Source organism: Rhizobium leguminosarum bv. viciae USDA 2370 (assembly GCF_002008365.1).
Taxonomy (GTDB): Bacteria; Pseudomonadota; Alphaproteobacteria; order Rhizobiales; family Rhizobiaceae; genus Rhizobium; species Rhizobium leguminosarum.
In genome coordinates this window covers 394,702-421,466 of sequence record NZ_MRDL01000051.1, presented here as the reverse complement: position 1 = coordinate 421,466, position 26,765 = coordinate 394,702, and the positions used below count along the sequence as shown (strand labels likewise).

Annotated in this window: 29 protein-coding genes; 12 read left to right on the top strand and 17 right to left on the bottom strand. The window is 60.8% G+C overall.

Features of this window, described 5'->3' with window-relative positions:
* Positions 1 to 3: 3 nt before the first annotated feature.
* Positions 4 to 2,391, top strand: coding sequence for an aldehyde dehydrogenase family protein (locus tag BS629_RS28830; RefSeq protein WP_018242322.1), 2,388 nt, complete (start codon positions 4 to 6; stop codon positions 2,389 to 2,391).
* Positions 2,392 to 2,439: 48 nt separating this feature from the next.
* Here the strand turns inward: BS629_RS28830 and BS629_RS28825 are convergent, their stop codons facing one another.
* Positions 2,440 to 4,620, bottom strand: a complete 2,181-nt coding sequence (locus BS629_RS28825; RefSeq protein WP_018242323.1) for an OmpA family protein — start codon at positions 4,618 to 4,620, stop codon at positions 2,440 to 2,442.
* A gap of 331 nt (positions 4,621 to 4,951) precedes the next feature.
* Here BS629_RS28825 and BS629_RS28820 point away from each other — a divergent pair, with 331 nt between their 5' ends.
* The 4 genes from BS629_RS28820 (at position 4,952) to BS629_RS28805 (ending at position 7,959) form a co-directional block, all read left to right on the top strand.
* Positions 4,952 to 5,725 (top strand): transporter substrate-binding domain-containing protein, encoded by a 774-nt coding sequence (locus BS629_RS28820; RefSeq protein WP_018242324.1) that lies wholly within the window; start codon positions 4,952 to 4,954, stop codon positions 5,723 to 5,725.
* 113 nt (positions 5,726 to 5,838) lie between these two features.
* Positions 5,839 to 6,645, top strand: a complete 807-nt coding sequence (locus BS629_RS28815; protein WP_018242325.1) for an ABC transporter permease — start codon at positions 5,839 to 5,841, stop codon at positions 6,643 to 6,645.
* Positions 6,642 to 7,472 (top strand): ABC transporter permease, encoded by an 831-nt coding sequence (locus BS629_RS28810; RefSeq protein WP_018242326.1) that lies wholly within the window; start codon positions 6,642 to 6,644, stop codon positions 7,470 to 7,472. Before BS629_RS28815 ends, BS629_RS28810 begins: the two co-directional genes overlap by 4 nt.
* 220 nt (positions 7,473 to 7,692) lie before the next feature.
* A complete protein-coding gene (locus BS629_RS28805; protein WP_018242327.1) occupies positions 7,693 to 7,959 on the top strand; it encodes an usg protein in 267 nt (88 codons plus the stop codon).
* A 60-nt stretch (positions 7,960 to 8,019) separates the two neighbouring features.
* Here BS629_RS28805 and BS629_RS28800 read toward each other — a convergent pair whose 3' ends face one another.
* Positions 8,020 to 8,742: a DUF2270 domain-containing protein gene (locus tag BS629_RS28800; RefSeq protein ID WP_018242328.1), complete on the bottom strand. Its 723-nt coding sequence runs from the start codon at positions 8,740 to 8,742 to the stop codon at positions 8,020 to 8,022.
* Positions 8,743 to 8,857: 115 nt separating this feature from the next.
* On the opposite strand from BS629_RS28800, the gene BS629_RS28795 reads away from it, so the two are divergent.
* From BS629_RS28795 to BS629_RS28780, 4 genes are all read left to right on the top strand, one after another.
* Positions 8,858 to 9,676, top strand: coding sequence for a class I SAM-dependent DNA methyltransferase (locus BS629_RS28795; RefSeq protein ID WP_032980431.1), 819 nt, complete (start codon positions 8,858 to 8,860; stop codon positions 9,674 to 9,676).
* Between the two features lie 129 nt (positions 9,677 to 9,805).
* Positions 9,806 to 10,492, top strand: coding sequence for a glutathione S-transferase family protein (locus tag BS629_RS28790; protein ID WP_018242330.1), 687 nt, complete (start codon positions 9,806 to 9,808; stop codon positions 10,490 to 10,492).
* Entirely contained in the window at positions 10,489 to 10,830 is a 342-nt protein-coding gene (locus BS629_RS28785; protein ID WP_018242331.1) for an ArsR/SmtB family transcription factor, read from the top strand. The genes BS629_RS28790 and BS629_RS28785 overlap by 4 nt, the downstream gene beginning before the upstream one ends.
* Positions 10,827 to 11,303 (top strand): SRPBCC family protein, encoded by a 477-nt coding sequence (locus BS629_RS28780; protein WP_018242332.1) that lies wholly within the window; start codon positions 10,827 to 10,829, stop codon positions 11,301 to 11,303. Before BS629_RS28785 ends, BS629_RS28780 begins: the two co-directional genes overlap by 4 nt.
* A 55-nt stretch (positions 11,304 to 11,358) precedes the next feature.
* Here the strand turns inward: BS629_RS28780 and BS629_RS28775 are convergent, their stop codons facing one another.
* The 10 genes from BS629_RS28775 to BS629_RS28725 all read right to left on the bottom strand — a co-directional run bounded on the left by BS629_RS28775 (position 11,359) and on the right by BS629_RS28725 (position 18,434).
* Positions 11,359 to 11,826, bottom strand: a complete 468-nt coding sequence (locus BS629_RS28775; protein WP_018242333.1) for a DUF1801 domain-containing protein — start codon at positions 11,824 to 11,826, stop codon at positions 11,359 to 11,361.
* A 46-nt stretch (positions 11,827 to 11,872) separates the two neighbouring features.
* The gene (locus BS629_RS28770; RefSeq protein ID WP_026188421.1) at positions 11,873 to 12,343 is read right to left on the bottom strand and encodes a DUF1801 domain-containing protein; all 471 of its coding nucleotides are present in this window, start codon (positions 12,341 to 12,343) and stop codon (positions 11,873 to 11,875) included.
* 5 nt (positions 12,344 to 12,348) lie between these two features.
* Positions 12,349 to 12,576 carry a hypothetical protein gene (locus BS629_RS28765; protein ID WP_018242335.1) on the bottom strand — a complete coding sequence of 76 codons (228 nt, stop codon included), beginning with the start codon at positions 12,574 to 12,576 and terminating at the stop codon, positions 12,349 to 12,351.
* A 55-nt stretch (positions 12,577 to 12,631) separates the two neighbouring features.
* On the bottom strand, positions 12,632 to 13,042 hold the full coding sequence (locus BS629_RS28760) for an SRPBCC family protein (protein WP_018242336.1): 411 nt from the start codon (positions 13,040 to 13,042) through the stop codon (positions 12,632 to 12,634).
* The gene (locus BS629_RS28755) at positions 13,039 to 13,362 is read right to left on the bottom strand and encodes an ArsR/SmtB family transcription factor (RefSeq protein WP_018242337.1); all 324 of its coding nucleotides are present in this window, start codon (positions 13,360 to 13,362) and stop codon (positions 13,039 to 13,041) included. The genes BS629_RS28760 and BS629_RS28755 overlap by 4 nt, the downstream gene beginning before the upstream one ends.
* A 205-nt stretch (positions 13,363 to 13,567) precedes the next feature.
* A complete protein-coding gene (locus tag BS629_RS28750) occupies positions 13,568 to 14,392 on the bottom strand; it encodes an ABC transporter ATP-binding protein (RefSeq protein WP_018242338.1) in 825 nt (274 codons plus the stop codon).
* A gap of 10 nt (positions 14,393 to 14,402) precedes the next feature.
* Positions 14,403 to 15,239 carry an aliphatic sulfonate ABC transporter permease SsuC gene (gene ssuC / locus BS629_RS28745; protein WP_018242339.1) on the bottom strand — a complete coding sequence of 279 codons (837 nt, stop codon included), beginning with the start codon at positions 15,237 to 15,239 and terminating at the stop codon, positions 14,403 to 14,405.
* 86 nt (positions 15,240 to 15,325) lie between these two features.
* Positions 15,326 to 16,516, bottom strand: coding sequence for an FMNH2-dependent alkanesulfonate monooxygenase (gene ssuD, locus BS629_RS28740; protein WP_018242340.1), 1,191 nt, complete (start codon positions 16,514 to 16,516; stop codon positions 15,326 to 15,328).
* Positions 16,517 to 16,901: 385 nt separating this feature from the next.
* A complete protein-coding gene (locus tag BS629_RS28730; RefSeq protein WP_018242342.1) occupies positions 16,902 to 17,867 on the bottom strand; it encodes an aliphatic sulfonate ABC transporter substrate-binding protein in 966 nt (321 codons plus the stop codon).
* Positions 17,868 to 18,017: 150 nt separating this feature from the next.
* The gene (locus tag BS629_RS28725; RefSeq protein WP_050566315.1) at positions 18,018 to 18,434 is read right to left on the bottom strand and encodes a hypothetical protein; all 417 of its coding nucleotides are present in this window, start codon (positions 18,432 to 18,434) and stop codon (positions 18,018 to 18,020) included.
* A gap of 166 nt (positions 18,435 to 18,600) precedes the next feature.
* Between BS629_RS28725 and BS629_RS28720 the strand changes: the two genes are divergently transcribed.
* Together BS629_RS28720 and BS629_RS28715 are read left to right on the top strand one after the other, a co-directional pair.
* Positions 18,601 to 19,470, top strand: a complete 870-nt coding sequence (locus tag BS629_RS28720) for an NAD(P)-dependent oxidoreductase (protein ID WP_018242344.1) — start codon at positions 18,601 to 18,603, stop codon at positions 19,468 to 19,470.
* Positions 19,467 to 20,150, top strand: coding sequence for a DNA alkylation repair protein (locus BS629_RS28715; RefSeq protein WP_018242345.1), 684 nt, complete (start codon positions 19,467 to 19,469; stop codon positions 20,148 to 20,150). The genes BS629_RS28720 and BS629_RS28715 overlap by 4 nt, the downstream gene beginning before the upstream one ends.
* A 30-nt stretch (positions 20,151 to 20,180) precedes the next feature.
* Here the strand turns inward: BS629_RS28715 and BS629_RS28710 are convergent, their stop codons facing one another.
* The 5 genes from BS629_RS28710 to BS629_RS28685 form a co-directional block, all read right to left on the bottom strand.
* A complete protein-coding gene (locus tag BS629_RS28710) occupies positions 20,181 to 21,077 on the bottom strand; it encodes a LysR substrate-binding domain-containing protein (RefSeq protein ID WP_018242346.1) in 897 nt (298 codons plus the stop codon).
* A 452-nt stretch (positions 21,078 to 21,529) separates the two neighbouring features.
* Positions 21,530 to 22,594: a porin gene (locus BS629_RS28705; RefSeq protein ID WP_018242347.1), complete on the bottom strand. Its 1,065-nt coding sequence runs from the start codon at positions 22,592 to 22,594 to the stop codon at positions 21,530 to 21,532.
* Between the two features lie 720 nt (positions 22,595 to 23,314).
* Complete coding sequence (locus BS629_RS28695; RefSeq protein ID WP_003540387.1) at positions 23,315 to 23,803, bottom strand: Lrp/AsnC family transcriptional regulator; 489 nt, start codon at positions 23,801 to 23,803, stop codon at positions 23,315 to 23,317.
* Positions 23,804 to 23,872: 69 nt separating this feature from the next.
* Positions 23,873 to 24,505, bottom strand: a complete 633-nt coding sequence (locus tag BS629_RS28690) for a uracil-DNA glycosylase family protein (protein ID WP_018242348.1) — start codon at positions 24,503 to 24,505, stop codon at positions 23,873 to 23,875.
* Between the two features lie 4 nt (positions 24,506 to 24,509).
* Positions 24,510 to 25,067 carry a thermonuclease family protein gene (locus BS629_RS28685; protein ID WP_018242349.1) on the bottom strand — a complete coding sequence of 186 codons (558 nt, stop codon included), beginning with the start codon at positions 25,065 to 25,067 and terminating at the stop codon, positions 24,510 to 24,512.
* A 106-nt stretch (positions 25,068 to 25,173) separates the two neighbouring features.
* Between BS629_RS28685 and BS629_RS28680 the strand changes: the two genes are divergently transcribed.
* Positions 25,174 to 26,709: a sensor histidine kinase gene (locus BS629_RS28680; RefSeq protein ID WP_018242350.1), complete on the top strand. Its 1,536-nt coding sequence runs from the start codon at positions 25,174 to 25,176 to the stop codon at positions 26,707 to 26,709.
* Positions 26,710 to 26,765: the final 56 nt, after the last annotated feature.

Sequence of the window (26,765 nt, the reverse complement as noted above, 5' to 3'; positions counted from 1 at the left end):
CAGATGACTGTTGCAAAGTATTTCGACGAAATGTCCTACGGCCCTGCCCCTGAATCCGATATCGAAGCTCGCGACTGGCTAGCGCGCCACGCTTCCGGTTTCGGTCACTTCATCAATGGCGCGTTCGTGGCCTCCGCGTCGGGCAAGAACTTCGACACGTTCGAGCCGGCCACCGGCAAGGTCCTGGCGAAGCTCGCGATCGGCGGCGCGGCGGATGTAGACAATGCGGTTGCTGCGGCCCGCAAGGCACAGGCGTCATGGGCGCGCCTGCCGGGCCACGCGCGGGCGCGCCATCTCTATGCGCTTGCCCGGATGATCCAGCGCCATGCGCGTCTGATTGCTGTGGTCGAGGCTATCGACAACGGCAAGCCGATCCGCGAGACCCGCGATCTCGACGTGCCGCTGGCAGCTCGTCATTTCTATCATCACGCCGGATGGGCGCAAATCCAGGACACGGAATTTGCCGATCATGTGCCGGTGGGCGTCATCGGCCAGATCATCCCGTGGAATTTCCCATTCCTGATGCTGGCCTGGAAAGTGGCGCCGGCTTTGGCGCTCGGCAACGCCGTCATCCTGAAGCCTGCCGAATACACGTCGCTGACGGCGCTTCTCTTTGCCGAACTGGCATCCGCAGCGGGCCTTCCGCAGGGTGTGCTCAATATCGTGACGGGAGAAGGCGAAACAGGCGCGCTGCTCGTCGGGCATGAGGATATCGACAAAATTGCCTTTACCGGATCGACCGAAGTCGGGCGCGTTATTCGCGAGCGTACCGCGGGTAGCGGCAAATCGTTGACGCTGGAACTCGGCGGCAAGTCACCTTTCGTCGTTTTTGACGACGCCGATATCGACGGCGCCGTGGAAGGCGTCGTCGATGCGATCTGGTTCAACCAGGGACAGGTCTGCTGCGCCGGCTCGCGGCTACTGGTCCAGGAAGGCATTGCCGATCTTTTCCATGAGCGGCTGAAGCGCCGCATGCAGACATTGCGGGTCGGTCAGCCTTTGGACAAGTGCATCGATATGGGTGCGATCATCGCGCCCGTGCAGTTGACGCGTATTGAAGCGCTGGTGAAAAAGGGAGTTTCAGAAGGCGCGACACTGCATCAGGCTAAGATCGACCTGCCGAAGGGCGGCAGCTTCTACCCGCCGACGCTTCTCAGCGGCGTGCAGCCGACATCAATCGTCGCGACCGAGGAAATCTTCGGGCCGGTTGCGGTCTCCATGACTTTCCGCACACCGGAAGAGGCTATCCAGCTTGCCAATCACACCCGCTACGGCCTCGCCGCCAGCGTCTGGAGCGAGACGATCGGCTTGGCGTTGAACGTTGCGGCAAAGCTCGCAGCCGGCGTGGTCTGGGTGAATGCCACCAATCTTTTCGATGCCGCCGTCGGTTTTGGCGGCAAGCGCGAATCCGGATTCGGCCGCGAAGGCGGACGGGAAGGTTGCTACGAATATCTGAAGCCGAAGGCTTGGGTCGGCCGCAAGGCGCGAGCAGCAATGCCCGCCCTTTCGCAGGTGAAGCCGGTTGCCGGCGATTTTGCCCTGCCCAGTATCGACCGGACGGCAAAGCTCTTCATCGGTGGCAAGCAGGCGCGCCCGGACGGCAATTATTCCCGTGTCATCACCTCCCCCAAGGGCAAGGCGATCGGTGAGGTCGGCGAAGGCAACCGCAAGGACATCCGCAATGCAGTGGTTGCCGCACAGGCCGCCTCCGCCTGGTCGAATGCGACCACGCATAACCGCGCCCAGATTCTCTACTACATCGCCGAGAACCTCAGTGGTCGCGCCGACGAGTTCGCCTCGCGGATAACAGCGATGACCGGAGCTTCCGCCGCCAATGCAAACGCCGAGGTCGACGCCGCGATTTCGCGTCTCTTCACCTACGCAGCCTGGGCGGACAAATATGAAGGCAGCATTCACCAGCCGCCGCTTCGCGGCGTAGCTCTGGCCGTGCCGGAAGCCATCGGCGTCGTTGGCGTCATATGCCCGCCGGAAGCGCCGCTGCTCGGCTTTATCAGTCTGGTTGCGCCGTTGATTGCCACCGGTAATCGTGTCGTCGCGGTGCCGAGCGAGCCCTTCCCGCTTTCGGCCACGGATTTCTATTCCGTTCTGGAAACGTCGGATGTGCCTGCCGGTGTCGTCAATATCGTCACCGGGTCGGCGATCGAATTGGCAAAGATCCTTGCCGCGCATAATGACGTTGATGCGTTGTGGGCCTTCGGCTCCGCGGAACTTTCGACGACGGTGGAGAAGCTGTCTTCGGGCAATCTCAAGCGAACCTTCGTGGACAACGGCAAGGCGACGGACTGGATGGACAGAGCCGCTGCCGAAGGCGCGCAATATCTTCGCCGCGCTGTGGATGTGAAGAATATCTGGATCCCCTACGGAGAATAAGGGATCCGGAATGCCCCTCCCCAAGAATGGAGAGGGGCACCCATAGCATCACTTGTTGGCAGCGACCGGGCGGACCAGTGCCGTGACGCGGCGGATGGTGACGCGGCGGTTTTCCTGCTCAGGGGCCGACGTGTTGACCTTGAGGTAGTGCTCACCATAACCCTGCGTCGCAAGGTTCTCCGGCGCGATGCCGTAGACGTCGGTGAGCACGTTGGCGACGGATTCCGCCCGCTGGTCGGAGAGGATGAGGTTACTCTGGTCTGAGCCGACAGCATCCGTATGACCCTCGATCAGGAAGGTCTCGCTCGGATCCTTCTCGAGCACCTGGCTGATCGCATCGGCGACCTTGCGCAACGTGCGCGCCTGGGTCATCGGAATGTCCGCGCTACCAGTCGCGAAGGTGATCGTGTCGAGGTCGATGCGGCGCACCTTGTCGCGGATACGAGCCGAATACTTCACCTCATCCAGCGAATAGACGCGTTCCACCGGCTCGACCGGAGGCTCGCTCAGGAACTCGTAATAGTCCCGGTTCGGGTCGCTGCGGGTGTCGATGATGTAGTCGCTGAGCGGTACGCGCAGCCGCATCGGCGGCAGGTCGGCGCCCGGATCCTCGAAATAGTCGCGGTCCGGATCGTCATAGAGGTCCTGCGAATAATAGAGCACGTCCTCGCGCCCGCGGGCATCGACACGCGACCGCTGGATGATGTCGCCATAGCGGTTGCGGATCGTCACGATGCGATAGCCTTCCGGCCGCGTGATCGTCTCGCGGTAGCGGTCACCCGAAAGCTCCTCGTAGCTCGGCCGCTCGCCGTCGCGCAAGAAGCGCCTGTCGTCGTCGCCGCGCACGATCGTCCTGTTGTCGTACTGGATGATCACACGGCTGTCGTCGCCACGGTCGTCGAAGCGCGCGCCATCGGGACGGACGAATTGCGGCCGCTCATCGAGCTTCCTGCCCTTCTCGCGGGTCACCGCCTCGAGCTTTACCGGCGCCGTCGCCTGGCCGCCGGTGGCAGCCTGCGCATCGGCATCTGAGGTCGGCACCTTCACTTCCTGGCTGTCGGCGCGCTGCCTGTCGCGGTCGCGGCGGCCTTCGCGGCCCTTGCTGCGGTCGGCATCCTTGTCGCTGTCGAGCACGGCTGCGCCGTTCTCGACCGGCAGCACGACGGTTTCGTTGCTCTTGGCCGGATCTGCGGCGATCTTCTTCCGGCGCTCCAGCTCCTCGGGAGAAGCCTTTTCCGGTGCTGGAATGGCCTGCTCCACCTGCTGGCCGCCGCTGGCATCCGGTTGCGGCTGAGCAGTGTCAGTGGCGGGCGCGGCTGGCTGTGCGCCGGCGGGCTGTTCACCGGCGGGCTTTGCCGCCGTACCATCCTTGGGCTTTTCGGCCGGCGCAGCTTCCGGGGCCGCTGCCTTATCTTCGGTCGTCTTAGCCGCAGGGGCATTTTCTGCAGGTGCTGCAGTCTCACCCTTTGGCTTCTGCTTGGCAGGCGCCTCGGCTGCGGGTTTCACCTCTGGCTTGGCTTCGGGCTTGGCCTGTTCTTCGGTCGGTGTCACCGCCTCGGGAGCGGCAGTCTCAGCCTTGCCCTTGCCCTTGCCTTTATCTTTGCCTTGGGCCTTATCCTGCCCCTTCTCCCGCTTGCCGCCTTCCGGCTTGGCTTCAGGTTGTGCCTGTTCCGTTTCCGGCTGAGCTTCCTTTGCTGCCGGCTGCTGTTCGGGCTGCGGCTGAGCCTCCGGCTCGGCCTGCTGCGTCTCCTGCTTCTTCGGCTTCTTCGGCTTTTCCTGCGTTACCGGCTGCTCTTCCTGCTGCGGCGCGGCCTCCGGCTGGGCCTGCTGTTTGGCTTTCCGCTCGGGCTTGCTTTCAGGCTGCTCCGCGGGCACCTCCTTCGGTGCCTCCGCCTTCGGCGCTTCCGGCTCTGCCTTGGGTTCAGGCGCTTCCTTCCGCTCGGCCTTCGGCTTTTCGGCAGGCGCTTCCTGCTGCGCCGGCTTCTCGGCGGCCGGCGCCTGTTCGGCCGGGGCTTCCCCCTGTTCCTTGTGCTTTTTCTTCTTCAGCAACTCCTCCTCGGAAGGCGCATCCTGCGCCACCTCGAAGCTGCCCGGCTCGACCTGCCGCACGGCCGCAGCCTGCGTCGCAACGTCGCGTACGGCCGCCATCGCCGATGCCGGCTGCAGCGCCAGCGAAAGAGAAAGCAGCGGAAAAGTCGCGCTCGCGAACAATCTTGATTTCATGCCCATCGGGTTTCCTCGATCCTGTTTGAGCTTCTTGAAGGCCGCAAGGCCCTGGTTCCGCCCCTAGCTTCGCATTGAGGCGAAACGGCGGAATGGCAATCGCCGAGCCGCCGATTTGTTCCGGTTCTAGGGAGGTCGGGATTAACCTCGCGTGAATGTTGCAGTCTGCCGACGTTCATCTCGCCCGCTATTTGCACCGCCCAATTGCGGTGGGATTTGTGTTGCAATTCTATCAAAAAAAGTCTGATTATCGCCGCAAGGCGGTCTCAGCACCGTTGAACTGCGGCCGTCAGCCCAAGAGAAAAAGGAGCGGCGGCTACCAACAGAGAGGATCCTCATGCTTAATCCTACCCGTATTTTCGCGGCAGCCTCGATCGCGGCGATGTCCCTTTTTGCCGGCTCGGCCATGGCCGATGGCGAGAAATATGTGATCGGCACCGATTCGACCTATCCGCCCTTCGAATTCGTTGATGCCAGTGGCACAATCCAGGGCTTCGACATCGACATCACCAAGGCGCTCTGCGCTGAAATGAAGGCCGAATGCTCCTTCGTCAGCACCGACTGGGACGGCATCATCCCGGCGCTCAACGCCAAGAAATTCGACATGATCGTTTCCTCCATGTCGATCACGCCGGAGCGCCTGAAGCTCGTCGACTTCTCCAACAAGTATTACAACACCCCGCCGGCCATTGCCGTGCCGAAGGATTCGACGATCACGGATGTCGCCGGCCTCAAGGGCAAGGTGATCGGCGCGCAGACCTCCACGACGCATGCCAACTATGCGGAGAAACATCTCGCCGACACTGAGCTGAAGCTCTATCCGACCGCTGACGAATACAAGCTTGACGTTGCCAGCGGCCGCGTCGACGCCGTCATCGACGACGTCGTCGTTCTCTCCGAATGGGTGAAGTCCGACGCTGGCGCCTGCTGCAAGATTCTGACGACCCTGCCGGTCGACAAGGAAATCAACGGCAACGGCGCAGGCATTGCCATCCGCAAGGGCGACCCGCTGAAGGAAAAGCTGAACACGGCGATCGCTGCGATCCGTGCCAGCGGCGAATACAAGAAGATCCAGGACAAGTACTTCGACTTCGACGTTTACGGCGAATAAGAAATTCGTTATCTGGCCGATGAAGGTAATGGCGGAAGGCTTGCTCTTCCGCCATTTTTGTTTGACAAAGATGGCAAGATTAAAACGGCAAAAGCCGTGAGGGGAATTCTCGCATGGGCGGATTATTTTCCGCGCTGGGCTCCTTCTGGAGCTGGATTGTGCACATCTTCGATCCGCTGTGCGGACCCGTTGGCATCTTCACTTGGCTGGCGCCGTCGACGATTCTTAGCTGTGGCGATACCGGTTGGGGCGACGAGATCGCGCTTGGCCTGCAGATCACCGTTTCGGTGGCGATCGTCACCCTGCCGATTGGCCTTGCCATCGGTTTCCTGGTGGCGCTCGGTCAGCAGTCGGAGGAGAAGTCGCTGCGGCTGGCGGCCGGCATCTACACGACGATCTTCCGCGGTCTGCCGGAGCTTCTGACGCTCTTCATCATCTATTACGGCATGCAGATGCTCATTCAGTCTCTGCTGACCTTCGTCGGTTATGACGGGCCGCCGGTCGAGATCAATGCCTTCCTCGCCGGTGTCATCGCGCTTTCGGTCGTCTTCTCGGCCTACTGTTCGGAAGTGCTGCTCTCGGCCTTCCGCGCCATCCCCAAGGGACAATATGAGGCGGGAGACGCGCTTGGCCTGCATCGCGGCCGCACGCTGCGCTTGGTCATCCTGCCGCAACTCGTGCGCATCGCGCTGCCGGGCCTGACGAACCTCTGGATGGTGCTGCTGAAAGACACCTCCTACGTCTCGATCATCAGCCTTGCCGATATCCTTCGCCAGACGAGTGTCGCCGTGCGCGTGACCAAGGAACCCTTCTTCTTCTATGGCCTGGCCTGTTGCCTCTATCTGGTGCTCGCCATCCTCTCTTCCTTCCTGCTCGTCTATGTCGAGCGTTGGGCCAAGCGTTCGGAGATCAGTCGATGAGCTATGCCGAAACGCTGATCCCACCGCAGCCCGCGCCCCGCGAGGTGATGAAGCCGATGACGCCGGCGCGCATGGCCGGCTATATCTTCGTCGCCGTCTGGGCTCTGCTCGCAGCGCTTCTTGTCTTTTCCGTCGTCAATGGCTGGGATCCGGAAAAATTCACCCGTTACGGGCCGCGCTACCTCCATGGTCTCTGGATAACGCTGAGCCTCGTTTTCATTTCCGTCATCTGCGGCGCCATCCTGTCGCTGCCGCTTGCCGTGGCGCGCATGTCGAAGAACCGGATACTGAATGCGCTGGCCTACGGCTACATCTATTTCTTCCGCGGCACGCCGCTGCTTGCCCAACTGTTCCTGGTCTATTACGGCCTCGGCATATTCCGGCCGCAGCTTGAGGCCGTCGGCATCTGGTGGTTCTTCCGCGATGCCTGGTATTGCGGCCTCTTTGCCATGACCATCAATACCGCGGCCTATCAGGCCGAAATTCTGCGCGGCGCGATCGAAAGCGTGTCGCATGGCCAGCACGAGGCGGCCGCCGCACTCGGCATCCACAAGTTTATCGCTTTCCGCAAAATCATCCTGCCACAGGCTCTCATCGTCGCGCTTCGTCCTTATGGCAACGAGATCATCCTTCTGATCAAGGGCTCGGCGGTCGTCGCCATCATCACTGTGCTCGACCTGATGGGCGAGACCCGCTACGCCTTCTCCCGCACCTTCGACTACCAGACCTATCTCTGGGCGGCGATCTTTTATCTCGTCATCGTCGAGGCCTTACGCCATCTCTGGGCCTGGATCGAACGCCGCCTGACCCGGCATCTCAAGCGCTGATGCGTGACGACGAAACGCGTGTCGCAGCTTTGGGATAACGGCATGCATGAGACAAAGCCGACTTGGCAGCACTCTCGGCACGATGCTGCCAAGTCATTGATATAAAAAATAAATTGTCCTTTTATAAAGTATCTGTAAAGATTTCATTAACCACTCGCATGTTTCCATATCACGTAGCGCTAATAAGCGCGCGAGTGGGAACAAGAAGAAGTGGAATGCGATGCACAAGGACATGGAAAAACAATTGCAGGGCTACGGTCTGACGACCGCCCAGATCCTCTACCACCTGCCGGACCACCCGGCGATCCTGCAGACCTATGTCTGGCAGGACTACGACCTCGCCCCCGATTTTCCCGAAATGCGCGGCTTCCTGAAATTCTGGGAAGAGAAGCTCGACGGGCCGCTGCATTCGGTGCGCTACATCCACCGCAAGCTGATCTCGGCAACCGAGTGGCGGGCGCTGAAGGGCGAGTTCATCCTGCACTGATCGGCTCTGCAGCAGGATGCCGAAAAGTGTGAGCGGTTCGGGCGGCATGTTCTGACCGCGTCAGACATGCGCCTCGCCATGGCCGAATTCGCCTTCGTCGCGATCCGGGCGAAGCGCGAAACCGAGCATGCCGAGATAGAAGGCGACGACAATGGCAATGACCGCAAGGCCGGGAACCGGCCCGAGCACGGCATTGTCGATGACATAGGCCCATGACTGCGCCTGCAGCGCCGGCATGCCCTCCGTCTGCAGTTTCGGCGTCGAGATCTTCAGGCACCAGGCGAGCAACAGGATGAAATACATCCAGCCGTAATTGCGTTTGAGCCGGCGGTGCATCGCCTCCTGATAGCTGAGCAGGAAGCGCGGTTTGCGCAGGCTGCGGGCGACCACCATCGCCCATTCGCCGCCGGCCCCGGCCTCCGGCGCCAGAATCTCGGCGAAATAGCAGCGCTCGATCTGGCGAATGCGGGCGCGGTAGATATCGAAGAAGCGGTAGCGCCGCGCCTCGATCATCAGCAGCAGCGTCACCAGCATCATCCCGAACAGCAGCACTCCGTGATGCGAAGTCGGCGTCGACAGCGAGACCGAAAGCAGTGCTGCGACCACGGTGATCGCCCAGTTGGAGGTCCGGTCGATGCGGTCGCGCCAACTTGTCATCCGTCCGAGTTCACCGCGGTAATAATGAATGAGCGTGTTGGTAACCTCGCTTGGAGTACTTGGCAGCAAAGGCCGTGCGTCCTCTCCTTCCCGTACCAATGACGTCCTGTCTTCCTGCATTTTCATGGCTCGTTCCTCCCTTCGTCTTCTTTTCGGCCATTCTGCGCCCGCAAGCGCACCATTGCAAAACATCGAAAGCCGCCTTAGACGCATGCCTGAAACAAAAGGACGATGGACTGCGATGGCAAAGAAGATCGACGAAGAAGCCCTTGGCGAGGCCTATAACCGCGCGCTGGCGCTGGAAAAGGCCGGTGATGTCGACGCGGCCGTTGCAGCCTATCAGGAAGTCCTGGCAATCGATCCCGACGATCACGGCGGTGCGGCCGTGCGCATTGCCGCGATGGGCCGCGGCGAAACGCCGGTCAAGGCGCCCGACGCCTATGTCGAGACCTTGTTCGACCAGCATGCCGAGGTTTTCGAGGACGTGCTCGTCGAGCAGCTCGGCTATCACGTGCCGATGCTGGTGCGCCAGCGCCTGCAGGCGCTGAAGCTCGGACCGTTCAAGCGGCTGCTCGATCTCGGCTGTGGCACAGGCCTCACCGGCGGCGCGCTGCGCGACCTCTGCGCCGATATGACCGGCATCGACATATCGGAGAAGATGGTCGAGATCGCCCATGAGAAGGACCTCTACGAAACGCTCTTCGTCGCCGAGGTCGAGGATTTTCTCGACGACAACGACGAGGAAGCCTTCGACATCATCTCCGCCACCGACGTGCTGCCCTATCTCGGCGCGCTCGAACCGCTATTCTTCGGCGCCGCCGAGAACCTGACACCGGGCGGCCTGTTCATCTTCTCCTCGGAAACCCTGCCCGAGGAAATACTCGCCGGCCGTGCCTATATGGTCGGCCCGCACCAGCGCTTCGCCCATGCCGACGCCTATGTGAGAGAACGCCTGACGGCCACCGGTTTCGAACTCGTCGAGATATCGGATATCAATGTGCGCATGGAAGACGGCCAGCCGACACCAGGCCATCTGGTGATCGCCCGATATATCGGCTGAAGCTAATGCACCTGATATTCGCCTGACGGAATAGTTTCGCAGTTGGCGAAGTATCTGTTGCATGATGCGCCATGACCTGATAGTTAGTCGATCGGTAAAGTTTACCGCAACGATAGGAAAGGTCGCCGCATGTCGCTCGTGCTTTATGGGCATCCGCTCGCCTCCTTCTGCCACAAAGTGCTGATCGCGCTTTATGAAAACGGTACCCCTTTCGAAAATCGCATCGTCGATCTTTCCGACGAAAGCTCGTGCGCCGATCTCTTCCGCTTCTGGCCGATCGGCAAGATGCCACTGCTGCGGGACGAGGCGCGCGACAGCACCATTCCCGAGACATCGATCATCATCGAATATCTTGAGCAATATTATCCGGGGCCTCTTCGGCTGCTGCCGCTGGAGATCGACCGGGCGCTGCAAGTCCGCCTTTGGGATCGCTTCTTCGATCATTATGTCCAGGCGCCGATGCAGACGCTGGTTAGCAATCACCGGCGTCCTGAGGGCACGGCGGACGAAATCGAGGTCACGGCCGCCAAGGCGACGCTTGCCACCGCTTACTCGATGATCGAAAAGCAGCTCGCCGACAAACCCTGGATATCCGGTGACAGCTTCACCATGGCCGATTGCGCCGCCGCCCCCGCGCTCTTCTATGCCGAGACGCTGATCCCCTTCACTCCGGAACAGCCGAACCTTCGCACCTATTACGATCGGCTGCTGGCGCGCCCGTCCTTTGCAAGGGCGCTGGACGAGGCCCGCCCCTACTTCAAGTTCTATCCCTACAAAGAGAGGCTGCCCGCCCGCTTCCGGGATGCGGCGGGATGATCGAAAGCCAAGCGGATCTCGACCGCATGTTTCATGCGCTTTCCGATCGCAGCCGCCGCGGCATGATCGATCGTCTCGGCCGCGGCCCGGCCTCCGTCACCGAACTGGCCGCGCCGCTCGCCGTTGCCTTGCCGACGGTGATGAAACATCTGCAAGTGTTGGAGGAGAGCGGCCTCGTGCTCTCCGAAAAAACCGGCCGGGTGCGAACCTACCGCCTGCAACAGGATGCGCTTGCTGCCGTCGAGCGCTGGGTAGAACAGCGAAAGATCCGCTGGACGAGCACCTTCGACAGGCTGGATCAATTTCTCGGCAATGAAACGGAGAGCCTTCCCGAATGACGACGCCATCCGCCGAACACGCCACTCTCGTCATCGAGCGTCACCTGAAGGCGCCAGTCGCTCGCGTCTTCCGCGCCTGGTCGGCACCGGAGGCCAAACGCCAATGGTTCGCCTGCCACGGCGAGTGGCAGGCGCTGGACTATGGTCTCGATTTCCGCCCCGGCGGCACGGAGAGGAACTACGTCGCCGATACCGACGGCCTTCTGCACGCCTATGATGCCCACTACATCGATATCGTGCCCAATGCCCGCATCATCTATGCCTATGAGATGAAGCTCGGCGAAACCCGCATCTCCGCCTCCCTCACAACCGTCGCCTTCGAAGCCGAACCCGGCGGGACCAAAATGGTTTTCACCGAACAGGTGGTCTTCCTCGACGGCTACGCCGACAACGGCGCCCGCCTCCAGGGTACCGAAATCGGCCTCGACAATCTGGAGCTCTTCCTCGAGCGCGAGGAAAGCCCCATTCACTGACACATGTCGCCAAATCAAGTTCGATGCGACGCGTTTCAGGCGATGTTGCCAAGCATCAAGCGCTGCTTGGTTTTTGTCGGGAGCTGGCGGGGCGAGCAGCAGCTCGCGTTGACGTGTTGAGTGCTGCGGCGGCGCGAACGAGCGTCTTCAACGCCTGCTCGTCAATTTCATCGCCTTCGTGGAAATCGATGGCGCGCCTGGTATTGCCGTCAAGGCTGGAGTTGAAAAGGCCTGAAGGGTCCTCCAGCGAAGCGCCTTTGGCGAAGGTCAGCTTCACCACGCTCTTGTAGGTTTCGCCGGTGCAGATGATGCCGGCGCGCTCCCACACGGGAACCCCTCTCCACTTCCATTCCTCGACCACATCGGGCTCGGCCTGCCTGATCAGAGTTCGGACCCGAGCGAGCGTCTGGCCTCGCCAATCGCTCAACTCCTCGATTCTCGCATCGATCAAACGAGAAGGAGAGTCTCCGTCCTTCTCTTCGCTCGAGCCGCTCTTCTTCATGGTTGCCGTGGCTTTCTTCATCGATATCGCTCCTCCATCCCTTAAGTGCTGATGACCTGGCGTCCGCTCACATTCGTTCACCGGGCAATTTGCTGGCTTGCTCCACCCAGGCGGCGAGCTGAGCCTCGTCGAGTTGGTCTGCCTCATGGATGTGGAAGTAACGCACTTCCTTTTGTTTGGACTCGCCGGGCGGGATGGGACTGAGCGACATGCCGCGGAAGAAAGCGAGTTTGATGTAGTTCGCGAAGCAATGGACACCGAGGAACCAGCCCTGCCCTTCGATGCCATAGAGGGGCGAGTTCCATTTCACGGCCTTGTACACCCCAGGCACCGTGTGCGTGATGAGCGCATCGAGGCGATGCCCGACATCGCTTTTCCAGCCGGGCATGGCGGCGATGTAGGCTTGCACGGGAGCGTCACCGTAACCCTTGGCAATCTGAGGGTTGCCCCCCGAAAGAAGGGTCGGACCCGCGCTCTCAGGCTTGGCGGCTGTCTTCCTCGTGACCTTCGCTGCGGTCTTGGACGTCTTGCCGGCCATTCTGTTCACCCCCATCCGCTGCTGCGCCTCGCGCTGCGCCATCTGGTGGCATGAGGCAGGACGAACAAGTACAGACCGGTGAGCAGGAGCAAGGCGAGCGGAAGAAGCGCCAAAAGCCCCACCCCGACGGAGGATCTCTCCTGCACCATGGCGATGATATTAATTATGACGGCCAGCGTAAAGGCAATGGACAGCCAACGGTGGATCTGCCGACACCAGTTATTCCAATTCACGGGAACCTCCTGCGAAAACGAGCCGAAGCGGATGGCGTATCCGTTGGCATCTGTCTCACTCGATCCGCGCCAGCACCTGCTCCAGCTTTGCGAAGAATTGTTGCCAGCCGCTCCTGGCGCCCCCGTAAGCCTGCCGCTGATCCGGCCGGAAGCCCGATTGCTCCATACGCAGGTGCGTGCCCGCGCCCGTAGGCGTGAGAGTCCAGGTGACGACGCTTGCCAGATCATAGGCAGCCCACGTGTAAGACAGGGTTTTGTTCGGCTCGACTTCCAGGACCTGGCAATCGACGGATCCCCAATCCGCGCTGAGCTTAAAACGGTGATCCACGACCGGCACGAAGTCATTCTTCATCAGCCAGTCCGCGATCAGATGCGGCTGGGTGAGCGCGCGCCAGATCTTTTCCGGCGGAAAAGGGATCTCTCGCTCGACGACGACGGAACGGGTTTCAGTCGATGTTTCGGTCATTGGTCCATCCTTTTCAGTAGATCTTCCAGCTGGTCGAACCGATTTTGCCAAAAACCAGCCATCTCACTTGTCCAGTCGACCAGCGGCGCCAGCGCACCGAGCTGCGCGCTATAGTGCGTCTGGCGACCTTCGTGACGGTCACGCACCAATCCGGCCTGCTTCAGGATTCCGAGATGTTTCGAGACGACCGGTTGCGAGACCCCAGCGCGTGCCGTCAAAGCCCCGACCGTCTTCTCTCCTTCGCGGCACAGCCGTTCGAAAAGAGCCCGCCGCGTCGGATCGGCGAGCGTTCTGAAGAGCAAGTCTTGAGCGTTTGACATCTACAATCCATACCCCACTGACTATGGATTAACGTATAGCCATAGAGGTATAGGTGAGTCAAGCTGGACGTGAGACGACTTAGGGAAACTGTTGTTGCTGATTTTAGCGCACGAGCGCGCCTCGGCAGAGACGGGTGAATGTCTCATACCCAGGCGCCTATGCATTTCCGCCATTGATCATGCAGCTTCGCAAACGGCGCTGGGATCAATGCCCGCCGTCGGTGCCGAGGATCGCGGCAAGCAGCCGGCCTTCGAGCTCGGCGAGGCCGGGATGGCCGTGCCGGCGCGGATGTGGATAAGGAATGGGAAGATCGAGCGCGATCCGCCCCTCGTCGAGCACGATGACCCGGTCGGCGAGATGCACCGCCTCGCTGACATCATGGGTGACGAGCACGGCGGTGAAACCGAGTTCGCGCCAGACGCGGTTGATGAGTTCCTGCATGCTGATCCGCGTCAGCGCATCGAGAGCGCCGAGCGGTTCATCAAGCGCCAGCACGCCCGGCCGGCTCACCAGCGCCCGCGCCAGTGCCACGCGCTGCCGCTGACCGCCGGAAAGGCGCGCCGGCCATTCTCCGGCCTTCTCGCCAAGCTGGACTTCGGCAAGCACGGCGTCGGCCGCCTTCAGCGCCGCCCGTCTATCGATGCCGTCGCCGAGCCCGACGACGACATTGTCGGCGACACTGAGCCAGGGGAGCAGCCTTGGCTCCTGAAAGACGATGCGCGCATTGGGGCTGGCCTGTACGCCGTCGGCATCCTCGAAATGCAGCTCGCCGGCACTCGGCGCGTCAAGGCCCATCAGGATGCGCAGCAGCGTGCTCTTGCCGCAGCCGCTCTTTCCGATCACGGCAACGAACTGGCCGGCCGGAATATGCAGATTGATGCCGCGCAGTACGCGGTTGGCCCCGAAACTCTTTTCAAGCCCCGTCAGGCTGATCGCCGCTGCCCCCGCAGGCGCATTGCGCTCCGGCGCAGGTGTATAGGCTGGCTCTTCGGCGACGGCGTGAAAACGCTCATGCGCGATCGATGTCATGGCGTCTCTCCTATTTCTGATAGACCGGGTTCCAGGCGAGCAGCCGCCTCTCCAGCACTCGGGCGATGACATCGGCAAGTTTGCCGAGCACGGCATAGATGACGAGGGCGAGCACGACGACGTCGGTCATCATGAATTCGCGGGCATTGTTGGCCATATGGCCGATGCCCGAGGATGCGGCGATCGATTCCGATACGATCAGCGTCAGCCACATGATGCCGAGTGCATATCTGAGGCCGACGAAGATCGACGGCAGCGCGCCTGGAAAGATCACCTTGCGGAACAGCGTCCAGTTGCCCATGCCATAGACCTTGCCCATCTCGATCAGATCGCGATCGACATTGCGCACCCCGTGATAGGTGTTGAGATAAACGGGGAAGAGCACGCCGAGCGAGGTGAGAAACAGCTTCGATTCCTCCCCGATCCCGAACCACAGGATGACGAGCGGGATCATCGCCAGATGCGGAATGGTGCGCAGCATCTGCAGCGTCGTATCGGTCAGTTGTTCCGAAATGCGCGATACACCGTTGGCGATGCCGAGCAGGAAACCGATCGAGCCGCCGACGAGAAGGCCGGCAAAGGCGCGGCCGGCGCTCACCAGCACGTCATTCGGCAACTGGCCGGAAACCGTCGTCGACCAGAAGGCCAGGCCGACATCGGCTGGCGACGGCATGATGCGCGATGAGATCCAGCCGGCCGAGGAGGCAAGCTGCCAGAACGCCACAATCGCCACCGGCACCAGATAGGGCGTCAGCTTGTCCAGGCCGGGCAGCGGCAGGCGCAAACCCGCCTTTCCAACCTTTTCGGAAGCGACCGACCGTACGAACGGAGTATCGAAAGTCGACATGCATTGTCCTCGCGCTTATCGAAAGCAGGATGCCGCAAGCCGTAAGCGGCTTGCGGCGGTGTCACGCTCTGCGTCTTCGTTCGAACTCAGGAGCCGGAGACGACTTTCAGATTGCCGCCATGGCTGCCGCCTGCGAAGATCTGCTTGCGGCCGAACTCGTTGTTGAAGCCCAGGCGCTGCTGCTCGCGAGTGATGCCAAGCTCGGGGAAAAGCAGCTCGGCGACGCGATAGGCCTCTTCGAGATGCGGATAGCCGGAGCCGATCACCGTATCGATGCCGATCTCCTGATATTCGCGAAGGCGCGCGGCCACCGTCTTCGGCGAGCCAACCAGCGCCGTGCCCGCACCGGCGCGCACCAGGCCGACGCCGGCCCAGAGGTTCGGAGAGACTTCGAGCTTGTCGCGGCGTCCGCCATGAAGGGCGGCCATGCGCTTCTGGCCGACCGAGTCGGACTCGTGGACAAAGCGCTCCTGCGCCTCGCGGATCGTATCGTCGTCGAGATGACGGATCAGCCGCTCGGCTGCCTCCCACGCCTCATCATCGGTTTCGCGCACAATGAAGTGCAGACGAATGCCGAAGCTCACCTCGCGGCCGCGTTCGCCGGCGGCCTTGCGCACCTTGGTGATCTTCTCGGCAACCTGTGCCGGCGGCTCGCCCCAGGTCAGGTACTTGTCGACGCGGCCGACGGAGAAATCGATACCGGCATCCGACGAGCCGCCGAAATAGAGCGGCGGGCGCGGGTTCTGCACCGAGGGGAAGCCAAGGCGCGCATTGGTCGCCTTGATATATTTGCCGTCGAAGCTTGCCGTTCCCTTTTCCAGCAGTTCCTCAAAGACGGTGAAGAACTCCTCGGCATGGGCGTAGCGCTCGTCATGCTCGAGATGGATGCCATCGCCGGCAAGCTCCGCCGGGCTGCCGCCGACGACGATGTTGAGCAGCAGCCGGCCGTTGGAGATGCGGTCGAGCGTCGTCGCAAGACGCGCGTAATATGCAGGCGATGCCGTGCCGGGGCGGATCGCCACCAGGAACTGCAGCTTCTCGGTCTTTGCGGCAAGGGCGGCGGCGGTCACGAAGGATTCCTCGCAGGCAACCCCGGTCGGCAGCAGTACGCCGGAATAGCCGAGCCGGTCGACAGCCTGGGCGATTTGCGTGAGATAACCAATCTCTGGCGCACGGTTGAGCTCGGAGGAGCCGAGATAGGTGCCGTCGCCCGATGTCGGGATGAACCAGAGGAAATTGATAGGTTTGGATGTACCTGTATGGGAGGTGGTGGTCATGGAAGACGGTCCTTTAGCTGCGAAATTCGAAAATCAACTCGCGCGGTGGAGATGGCCGCTGGCAAGCGGCAACAAGCAGACTGTCTGCCCACTCGGCGCCGCCGCCGCGCGAATGCTTGGGAGGATCGCGGTGGCGGCGGAGGCTGTAGTAAGGCCGGCTGTCCATCTATGCGTGAGCATCTGAAATATCCCTGTCGATCGGATGGTGGCTGGGCCGACGCCTTTCAGTGTCCGCGTCGATCGTCAGGATATTGACATAGACCACTAATTAGATCGACAATATCAATTTGCTATTATAATCCGTTTTGGAGAATATTTTTCCGGTTCGGCGGCATGAAGACCCTCTCCATGCCGCCTCGCGGAAATCTCAGCCCTGGTCGAAAAATCAGCTCGCCTTGGGACGCCAGACGATGTCGCCGGTCGTAAGCTTCTTCGGCAGGATACCGAGTCCATAGAACTCGTCTGCGAGCGCCTGCTGATAGGCGGCGGCGGCATCGGTGATCGTCGAGACGCTGCCGAGATCGGCGCCCTTGCGCGTCAATGTCACGCGCGTCACGTCAGCCGGCACGCCGGTGATTTCGGAAAGCTCCTTCACCGTTTCGTCGAGATTGCTCTGTGCCGACTTTCCGACCTTGGCAAGCTCATCGATCACGTCGACGACCACTTGCCCGTTGGCATCGGTGAAATCACGGTTGGCGAGGAAGAAACTGTAGGAGTCGACGATGCCTTCGGCGGTCGTCAGGATACGTGTCTCCGGATCAGCTTCGGCAATCGCCAGATAAGGATCCCAGATCGACCAGGCGTCGATGCTGCCATTCTTGAACGCGGCGGCAGCATCCGGCGGCGAAAGATCGACCTGCTCGACATCTTCGGGCTTCAGGCCTGCCTTGCGCAGAACCTTGACGGTTACATTATGCGCGCTGGAGCCGCGCTTGAAAGCGACCTTTTTACCTTTGAGGTCTTCAAGCGTCTTGATGGGCGAATCCTTGCGCACGAGGATGGCCGAGGCTGCCGGGCTACCCTTGTAGAGACCGACATAATAGAGCTGCCCGCCGGCCGCCTGGGCAAAGAGCGGCGGCACATCGCCGGTCGCGCCGAAATCGAGAGCGCCGGCGCCCAATGCTTCGAGAAGCGGCGGGCCGGAGGTGAATTCCGACCAGCTGACGGTAATGCCGCGATCGGCAAGCCGCTTCTCAAGTGCGCTGCGACGTTTGGCGAGCGCCAGCACGCCGTTCTTCTGCCAACCGATACGGAACTCGCTGGCAGCAGCGCGTGCCGGCCTGACAGCCGGCAGGATTGCCGTAGCCGCGGTCGCTGCGAAAAGCCCGAGCGTTTGTCGACGTGAAATCATGACTTTCCCCTTTTTCATGGTGCCAAGCCTGTTTTCGGCTGGTCGACCTGTCAGTGATGAATGCCATGATGATGAAATCTATAATTTATATCGACAATTTTATTTGCGAGATTCGGCCTTTGCTGAAATTTTGCGGCCCGGAAATCGCCCTTAAGCGGATTTTTTTCGCGCGTCCGCTATGCCGGCTACTATTCCGATTCCTTCCCAACCTTCGGCGGCCAGACGCTCCCGGATAAAGGTGGGGCCGCCGGCAAGACGGTTCGCAAGCAGGCTTGCGGGATCGACGACGCGCCAATAGGGCGTGACCGTCGAAACCGGCTCACCCTTCTCCAATGCGCCGAAGGACAGTTCGGCGATCGCGCGCAAATGCCGCTGCACGGTTACCGGGCAACAGGCATCCGCCCGATATTGGTCAGCGAGACGACGGCGGAGAACGCCGACGTCGGTAAGGACACCTTCCGGTGCTGATCGAATCTGCTCTGCGACCATCTGCAGCGATGGAATGAGCATAGCCTGTATTCCGCTGCGGCCTTTGCGCCGCGGCTTGATCGTCGGAATTTCGCTCATGTCACCCTCCGGAAACATTGTGCCCTCTCTCCCCGATCTAGGGCTGCTCCGAACGGTGGCCAGCCCCATGTGCGTCAATCGGAAGGAAGTCCGTCTTCACGGGCTTTTCTGCTCCCGCCGTTTCGGTTAATCCTCGGACCCGCACTTGAGGAAAAGGATAGGACATATGGCTAAAGTCGCGTTCATCGGTCTCGGCGTCATGGGTTTCCCCATGGCGGGCCATCTGAAGACGAAGGGCGGCCACGATGTTACCGTCTACAACCGTACCGCCGAAAAAGCCGCCGCCTGGGCCGAGAAATTCTCCGGCAAATCCGCCTCCGCCCCGGCCGAGGCCGCCGCCGGTGCCGATTTCGTCTTCGTCTGCGTCGGCAATGACGAAGATCTCCGGTCGGTGACATTGGGCGAGAACGGCGCCCTGCACGGCATGAAGCCAGGTTCGGTGCTGATAGACAACACCACCGCCAGCGCTGAAGTCGCCCGCGAACTTTATGCCGCGGCAAAGGAAAAAGGTGTCGATTTCATCGACGCTCCTGTCTCCGGCGGCCAGGCCGGCGCTGAAAACGCTGTCCTGACCGTCATGTGCGGCGGCGACGAGGCCGTCTTCGAACGCGCCAGACCTGTCATCGACGCCTATGCCCGCATGGTTGGTTTGATGGGACCGGCAGGCTCGGGCCAGTTGACCAAGATGGTCAACCAGATCTGCATTGCCGGCCTCGTCCAGGGACTTGCCGAAGCGCTGCATTTCGGCAAGCGTGCTGGCCTCGATATCGAAAAGGTGGTCGAGGTGATCTCCAAGGGGGCAGCCGGCTCCTGGCAGATGGAAAACCGCCACAAGACCATGAACGCAGGCAAGTATGATTTCGGCTTCGCGGTCGACTGGATGCGCAAGGATCTCGGCATCGTGCTCACCGAAGCCCGCCGCAACGGCGCCAAGCTGCCGGTCACCGCCGTCGTCGACCAGTTCTATGGCGACGTGCAGGCAATGGGCGGCAATCGCTGGGACACATCCTCGCTGCTCGCCCGCCTCGAAAAATGATCGGCCCCTCCTCCGATGCGGCCGAATTGATCGCGCATCTCGAAACGCTGCGCTCGGAGGAGAATGTTGCCGGCATGGCGCGCTTTGGCATCGTCACCGATCGCGCCCTCGGTATCTCCAATCCCGATATCAGGGCGGCCGCCGGACTGGCGAAGAAGGATCACGCCAGGGCAATGCAGCTCTGGCGAAGCGATATCCGCGAAGCCCGCCTGCTCGCCCTCTACACCGCCGAGCCGAAGCGGTTGACCATGGAAGAGGCTCGAAGTTGGGCCAATGATTTCAACTCGTGGGAGATCGTCGATTGCGCCGCCGATCTCTTCGTTGAAGCCCAGCTGGACGAGCTCATCTCAGACTTCGCCGCAGACGAGCGTGAATTTATCAGGCGCACCGCCTTCGCCATGATTGCCGGTGCCGCGGTTCACTTAAAAAAGGAACCTGATGCGACCATCCTTGCCTGGTTGCCGCTGATCGAGGCCCATGCCGGCGACCCGCGAAACTTCGTGCGCAAGGCGGTCAACTGGGCGCTGCGCAGCATCGGTAAGCGCAATCTCACCTGCCATGCGCCGGCACTGACGCTCGCAAAGGCCCTGGCGGAAAGCCCTGACAAAACTGCCCGCTGGATCGGCAAGGATGCCGTCAGGGAGTTGGCCGGCGAAAAGCTATTGGCACGGTTGATATAAGGCGAATGCCGGCTCGCGTGGCGCTGTAGGTCAATGCTGTTTGGATTTTTCGACCAGGAAATCGATCAGGACCCGCACCGCCGGCGGCATGCCCTTGGCTGTCGTGAAGACGATATAGAACTGGCTCTCCTCCGACTGCCATTCTGGCAGCACCCGCACCAGCTTGCCGGCCTGGAGATCGGCCTCGCAGGCACTTTCGAGCAAAAGCCCGAAGCCGAGGCCGGCACGGGCCGCGTCGAGGATAGCGGTCATGCTGCGGCACGTGAGCCGTGGCTGATGCCGAATCACCCGCTTGGCGTCATTCGGACCGACCAGTTCCCAGGTATGGAACGATACCCATGACGTCATTGCCAGCGTCGGCAGGTCGGCGAGTTCGTCCACGCAACTCAAGGTGCCAGTGCGCTCGACGAGCGATGGACTTGCAACCAGGATACGCCTGATACGGTCGAGCTTGCGCATCGTCAGACTCGTCTGCGTCTCCGGCTCGTTGGTCGCTCTCACTTCAAGGTCGATTCGTTCGTTGATGAGGTCGGCGCGCCGGTCGGAGCCGATGATCTGCAGCTTGATCTTCGGATAACGTTCCAGGAATTCGGGCAGGATTCCCCCGACCGAGATGTCGACGAGGCCAAGCGGGCAGCCCATGCGCACCACACCTTGCGGGTCGGACTGAGCCTCGCTGACGATCGACTTGGCGCGATCGGCCTCCTGCAGGATGGTCTGGCATCTTTCGTAGAAAGCTTGGCCGATCTCAGTCACCCGGAAGTGACGGGTCGAGCGTTCTATGAGCCTTGCACCAAGCCCTTCCTCAAGCCGGCTGACCCGCCTGCTGAGTTTCGAACGTGGTATTTTGAGATCGCGACTTGCAGAAGCGAAACCGCCGCTGGAGACGACAGCGGCGAAATAATAGTAGTCGTTGAGATCGTCCATAAGAACAAGCTATCCGCGAGTAGGAATGAATGCCGGCCCCCAGCAAGGGTTGTATCCTCTCTCCCAAAAAGCGGTGATCACATTGTCGGCATTGGATTTTCTTTTCGCGACCTGTTGCGACAAAGCCAGCCAACACCGCATAGGAAGACAGACCAACAGCCGTCCGCGCGATAAATCGATCGGTGGATCCAGCTCGTTTGAAAGATTGAAAACGGGGTGCCTCAAGAAACGAGGCGGGCAGATGCCGACGTGCGATACGCAACGTACCTGTTCGGCTCACCTGAAAAGACGATCCTGAAAGACTGCCTTGAAGACTATGCGTCAAAAATGCTGCAAGGACGGTCCGGCAGGGAAGACCGGACCCGTCCCCGTAGCTGATCGGAGGTCACTCGGATCAGAAACTGATTTAAGTGCTCCCGGTCCGAAGACCGGGAGCATATCCACCAAGTGGATTAGAACGAACGCTGCAGACGGAAGTAGCCCGTCGTGGAGTCGTCGCCATCATCCGGATCGAGGTACTGAACCGAAGCCTTGGCGTAGAAGTTGTCGACGATCTGGTAATCAACGGTCAGACCGACCTTCCATGCATCACCGGCACCGTCGTAATCGCTAGGAACGGTGTCAAACGCGCTGGCACCGCCGATGTAGTTGCCGTAGTACTGAACACCCGGGGTGATTTTCAGCTTGTCGGTTGCCTTGATGGCGTATTCGGCAGCAACTGCCCATTCAGCCGTCGAGTAGTAGGAGTTCGGGCCGGAAGAGTACACAGCAGCGAGGCCGAGCGTACCGGGACCGATGTCAACCGTACCCATTGCACGGACAGCGCCGTCTTCGTTGTCGACGTCCCAGCCGCCAGTGACCTGGTAGCTGAACGCGCCGGCAGTGCCGCCGATGCCGAAGGCAACGCCGACATTGTTCGGACCATCGTTCGGAACAAGGAGGCCGGTGACGGGATCCACGTCACCCTGATAAACGCCGTCTTCCAGTTCATCGACGCTGATACCAGCGTAGAAGGTGCCGCTTTCATACTGATAGCGGATGGAGTTGTGCAGCGTTACGACCGAGCCGATGTCGTCGGTTTCGCCAGAGAGACCATCGTCCCACCAGCTGTAGAACAGACCAGCGCGGAAGCCCGCGATGTCGAGGTAAGCGGAATCGAGAATGGCGTCCTGAGCCGTGGCGTTGTCAGCATTGAACTGCATGACGATGACGCCGGTCAGCGGACCATATTCGGTGTCGCTCTTGGCCGTGAACTGAACCTGACCGCGGGTGACGGCATCCCAGTCCGAATCGCCGCCGACGTCTTCGCCAACGTTAACCTGGAAACGGATGTAGCCTTCGATCTTGAGGCAGGTTTCGGTGCCCGGGATGTAGAAGTAGCCGGTGCCGTAAGCGTCGCAGACGCGAACATATTCAACCGGTTCCGGCTCAGCAGCAACAATAGCGTCAGCTGCAAGAACCGGCGTCGATGCAGCAAATGCTGCTGCTGATGCAAGCAAAACCATTCTGATGTTCATTTACCAATCCATTCCTTTGTCGATCGGGGCTGGCTTCAGATCGGGTAGTCGATTTGAAGCCGGCCCAGTTTGAACAGCCATCTCGGCGTGCGGATCGATCGAACCGCCAAACCGTCATCACATACAAGGCCCTATCAAGCAATTCTCGATACACGCCAGATGGGTTCTCACGGGCAACTTTCCCCGACAACGTGATTTTTATACAACAATTTCAAATATTTATACGAAAGACACGCCAAACGGCTCCGCGACGGAAATCTTCCATCGCAAGCCGCAAACCCTAAACCCCTTTGTCAAATTCTCCACCGTCCGACCCCCGTCGAACATACTGGTGAAGCGCATAAATTCTACCGCCGGCTAATGAGCACAAACAAGGTGGCGGTTTAGAACATAGTGTCCTGAATTCGATACCAATGAGACAAAATTATGACATATCGCCCACTGGTTTCATCGAACATAACCCGGGAATCCTTACCAGGCTATTCACTTTTCCAGGAAATTCGGTCGATTTGAGCGTTTTTTCGCTATTTTTGAGGCTTTTTTTTGCAATAGCAGATCGCACATACTTAAACCCGGCCTTTGCCGAACCGGCAATCCCACGTGCAGCCGGAGTGCACACGCCGCCTCCTAAGGGCATATCTGAGGTCGCAGACTCACGCCCGGTCTCAGTCCTCATTGGATTTTGCATTATCGCGTGCGGTCACGGCCGCACGCTTGACCTCAATCCTCGTTTGATTTGGCATTGTCGAGAATCATGTAGTCGAGCGGCAACTGCGTCGAATACTTGATCTGCTCCATCGCAAAGGCGGAGGAAACGTCGCGAATCTCGATCTTGGCGATCATCCGCTTATAAAAGGCGTCATAGGCGGCAATATCGGGCACGACGACTCGCAGGAGATAATCGACATCCCCGCTCATCCGGTAGAATTCGACCACTTCGGGGAATTCGGCGACCACCTCGGAAAAGCGGCGCAGCCATTCGATCGAATGAGTGGCAGTGCGAATCGACACGAAGACGGTGACCTTGGTGTTGACCTTCTCCGGATCGAGGATGGCGACTCGGCGCTTGATGACGCCGTCTTCTTCCATCTTCTGGATGCGCCGCCAGCACGGCGTCGTCGAGAGCCCCACTTTCTTGGCGAGATCGGCAACGGCAAGCGTCGAATCTTCTTGCAGAAGACGCAGTATTTTTCGGTCGAGGCGGTCCATGCGCACAACAGTCCTTTCGAATTATTTTCTTTGTATAACTCGATTCCGCGCAACTAAAAGAATTTTGTTTCAGGAAAGCAGCATTTTCGTCCGTTCCTGCAAGACCGGGAGCAATTCTTTCTCGAACCAGGGATTGCGCTTCAGCCAGCCGCTATTGCGCCAGCTCGGATGCGGCAGCGGCAGCACCGCCGGCGATCGGTTGGACAGAAGACAGTCACGCCATGCCCGCACCGTCTCGGTCATATTGCCCCGCCTTTCACCGGCCATATGCCAGGCCTGCGCATATTGGCCGATGACCAGTACCAGTTCGATCTGTGGCATGGCCGAGATCACCCTTTGCCGCCAGAGGGGCGCGCATTCGCGCCGCGGCGGCAGATCCGCGCCCTTGCCGTCGTAGCCAGGAAAGCAGAAGCCCATCGGGACAATGGCGAATCGGTCGCGGTCGTAGAAGCTTGCCCTGTCAACGCCAAGCCATGACCGCAGCCGGTCGCCTGAGGCATCGTCGAAAGGCAGCCCGCTCTCATGCACCCGAAGCCCGGGCGCCTGCCCGGCGATCAGGATGCGTGCGCTCGACGAGATCACGGCCACCGGGCGCGGCTCGTGCGGCAGCCGGTGCTCGATGCCTTTTGCCGGCGCGTCGCGACAGATGCGGCAGGAGGCGATCTCCCGCCGCAGCGTCTCCAGCATGGCTTCGTCGGTCATGACTTTACTCCCATCCGACGATCCGCCCGATGAAGTGCAGGGCGCCGTCGAAACCGGAACTCTGGCGCGCATGGTCGCGCACATCGCGTGGCCGCTCGAAAGTCCCGGCCCAGAGGCCCGCCTTTTGAGCCTTCGCGTCGGCCTCCTCCTTGGCATAACCGCCATAGGAGATGGCCATGCCCTGGCGCACCATGGCGGCATTGATGTCGCCGCCCGCCCCGCTCCGGCAGATGACGAGCAGCCTGTCGTAGCGGTCGTGCCGGCTGCCCTGACAAAGTGTTCCAGATGCCAGCACCATGCCCTGCAGCGCCTCGCGCGCCGCGCGGCCACAGGCCCAGGCCTTCCCTTCCCGCTCGCAGCTCTGGTTGAGCTCCGGCGCATCGATGCCTTCGAGGCGCAAACGTTCGGCTCCCAATGTCAGACTGTCGCCGTCGGCGGCATGGAAAGCACCCATATGCTCGATTTTTGCCGCATCATTGAGCTTGGCGGCGATCAGCGCCACGAGCGCCAGCAGGGCAAAAGCGGTCACGCCGTCGCGAATCAGGCGCAGGCCCCGTGTCACGCTTTCGCCTCCTTAAAAAACAAATCCTTGGCAAAGATGGCAAACATCTTCTTAAGAATTGTCGATTAAGCTCTTATCCACCCTGGGATGAAGTTTCAACGTGCACATGAGTACCGGCGTAAGCACATCGACCGACAAGATCATCGTCGACAGGTCGCGCAGCCACCGCAACAAGGCCGTTTCCAAGGCCGTGCGGCAGACGCGCGAACGTCTTCAGTCCGGTCATGCGTCAAATTCCTCCTTCGATCGTGACGTGCTCAACATGTATGTGGCATCGGTGCTGCAGGGCGCGACGATCATGCCGCTCTTCGTCGTCATCATCACCGCGCTTGGCGTTTATTTCACCCAGAATACGCAATTGCTCTTCTGGGCGCTGCTGACACTCACCTGTCACACCGGCAATATCCTGCTGGCGCGGCGCGCGCGCCGGCAGGAAATCACCTCCGAGAGCGCCCGCAAATGGCGCCGCCTGCTGCTGCTCGGCCAGTTCCTGCTCGGCTGCTGCTGGGCCGTCTTCGCGCTGCAAGGCTGCGACACCTGCGAGCCGTCGAGCTTCATTCTCTATAAGGGCGCGACGCTGCTGATCGCGCTCTCCGTCACGGCGATGTCGAACTTCATGCTGACGCCCGCCGTGCTCACCGCCTTCTCGCCCGCGGTCCTGGCGCTCGCCGCCAAGAGCGGCCTGTCGCGGGACCTCCTCGAAATCAGCCTGACGGGGGCCTTCACCACCACCCTGGTCTTCTTCAATTATATCAGCGACCGGCTCTTCAAGTCGAACCTCAGAATTCTCTCATACCAGTCGGAGAAGGACGACCTGATCGCCGAGTTGGAAGTGGCGAAATCGATGTCGGACGAAGCTCGCCGCCGCGCCGAAGAGGCAAACCTCGCCAAGTCCCGCTTCCTTGCCTCCATGTCGCATGAGCTCAGAACCCCGCTCAACGCCATCCTCGGCTTTTCTGAGGTGATGTCGGCCGAAGTCATGGGGCCGCTCGCCAATCCGACCTACAAGGAATACGCCGGCGATATCCACCGCTCCGGCCAGCATCTGCTCGATCTCATCAACGAGATCCTCGACCTGTCACGCATCGAGGCCGGCAAATACGAGCTGAGCGAGGAGGCGATTTCGCTGCTCGATATCACCGAAGATTGCATCGGCATGGTCCAGTTGCGCGCCCGCGCCAAGAACATTGCCATTTCGGACCAGTTCGAGCGGCAGCTGCCGGCCATCTGGGCCGACGAGAAGTCGATGCGCCAGGTGGTGCTCAACCTTCTCTCCAATGCCGTCAAGTTCACGCCGCAGGGCGGCGAGATCCACGTCAAGGTCGGCTGGACAGCTGGTGGCGGACAGTACATCTCGATCAAGGACAACGGCCCCGGCATTCCGGAAGAAGAGATTCCCGTCGTCCTGTCGGCCTTTGGCCAGGGCTCAATCGCCATCAAGAGCGCCGAACAGGGTACCGGCCTCGGCCTGCCGATCGTCCAGGCGATCCTTGCCAAGCATGATGGGCAGTTCCTGCTGAAATCGAAGCTGCGCGAGGGCACCGAGGTCATCGCCATCCTGCCTGCCAAGCGCGTGCTCCAGAGCCTGCCGGCCGTCGAGGAGGCTCAGGCCGTCTTGCGCAAGCGCAAGAGTTTTGCCTGATTCAGCTAAAGCATGATGCCGAGAAGTGTGAGCGGTTTTTCGGGCGACATCATGTT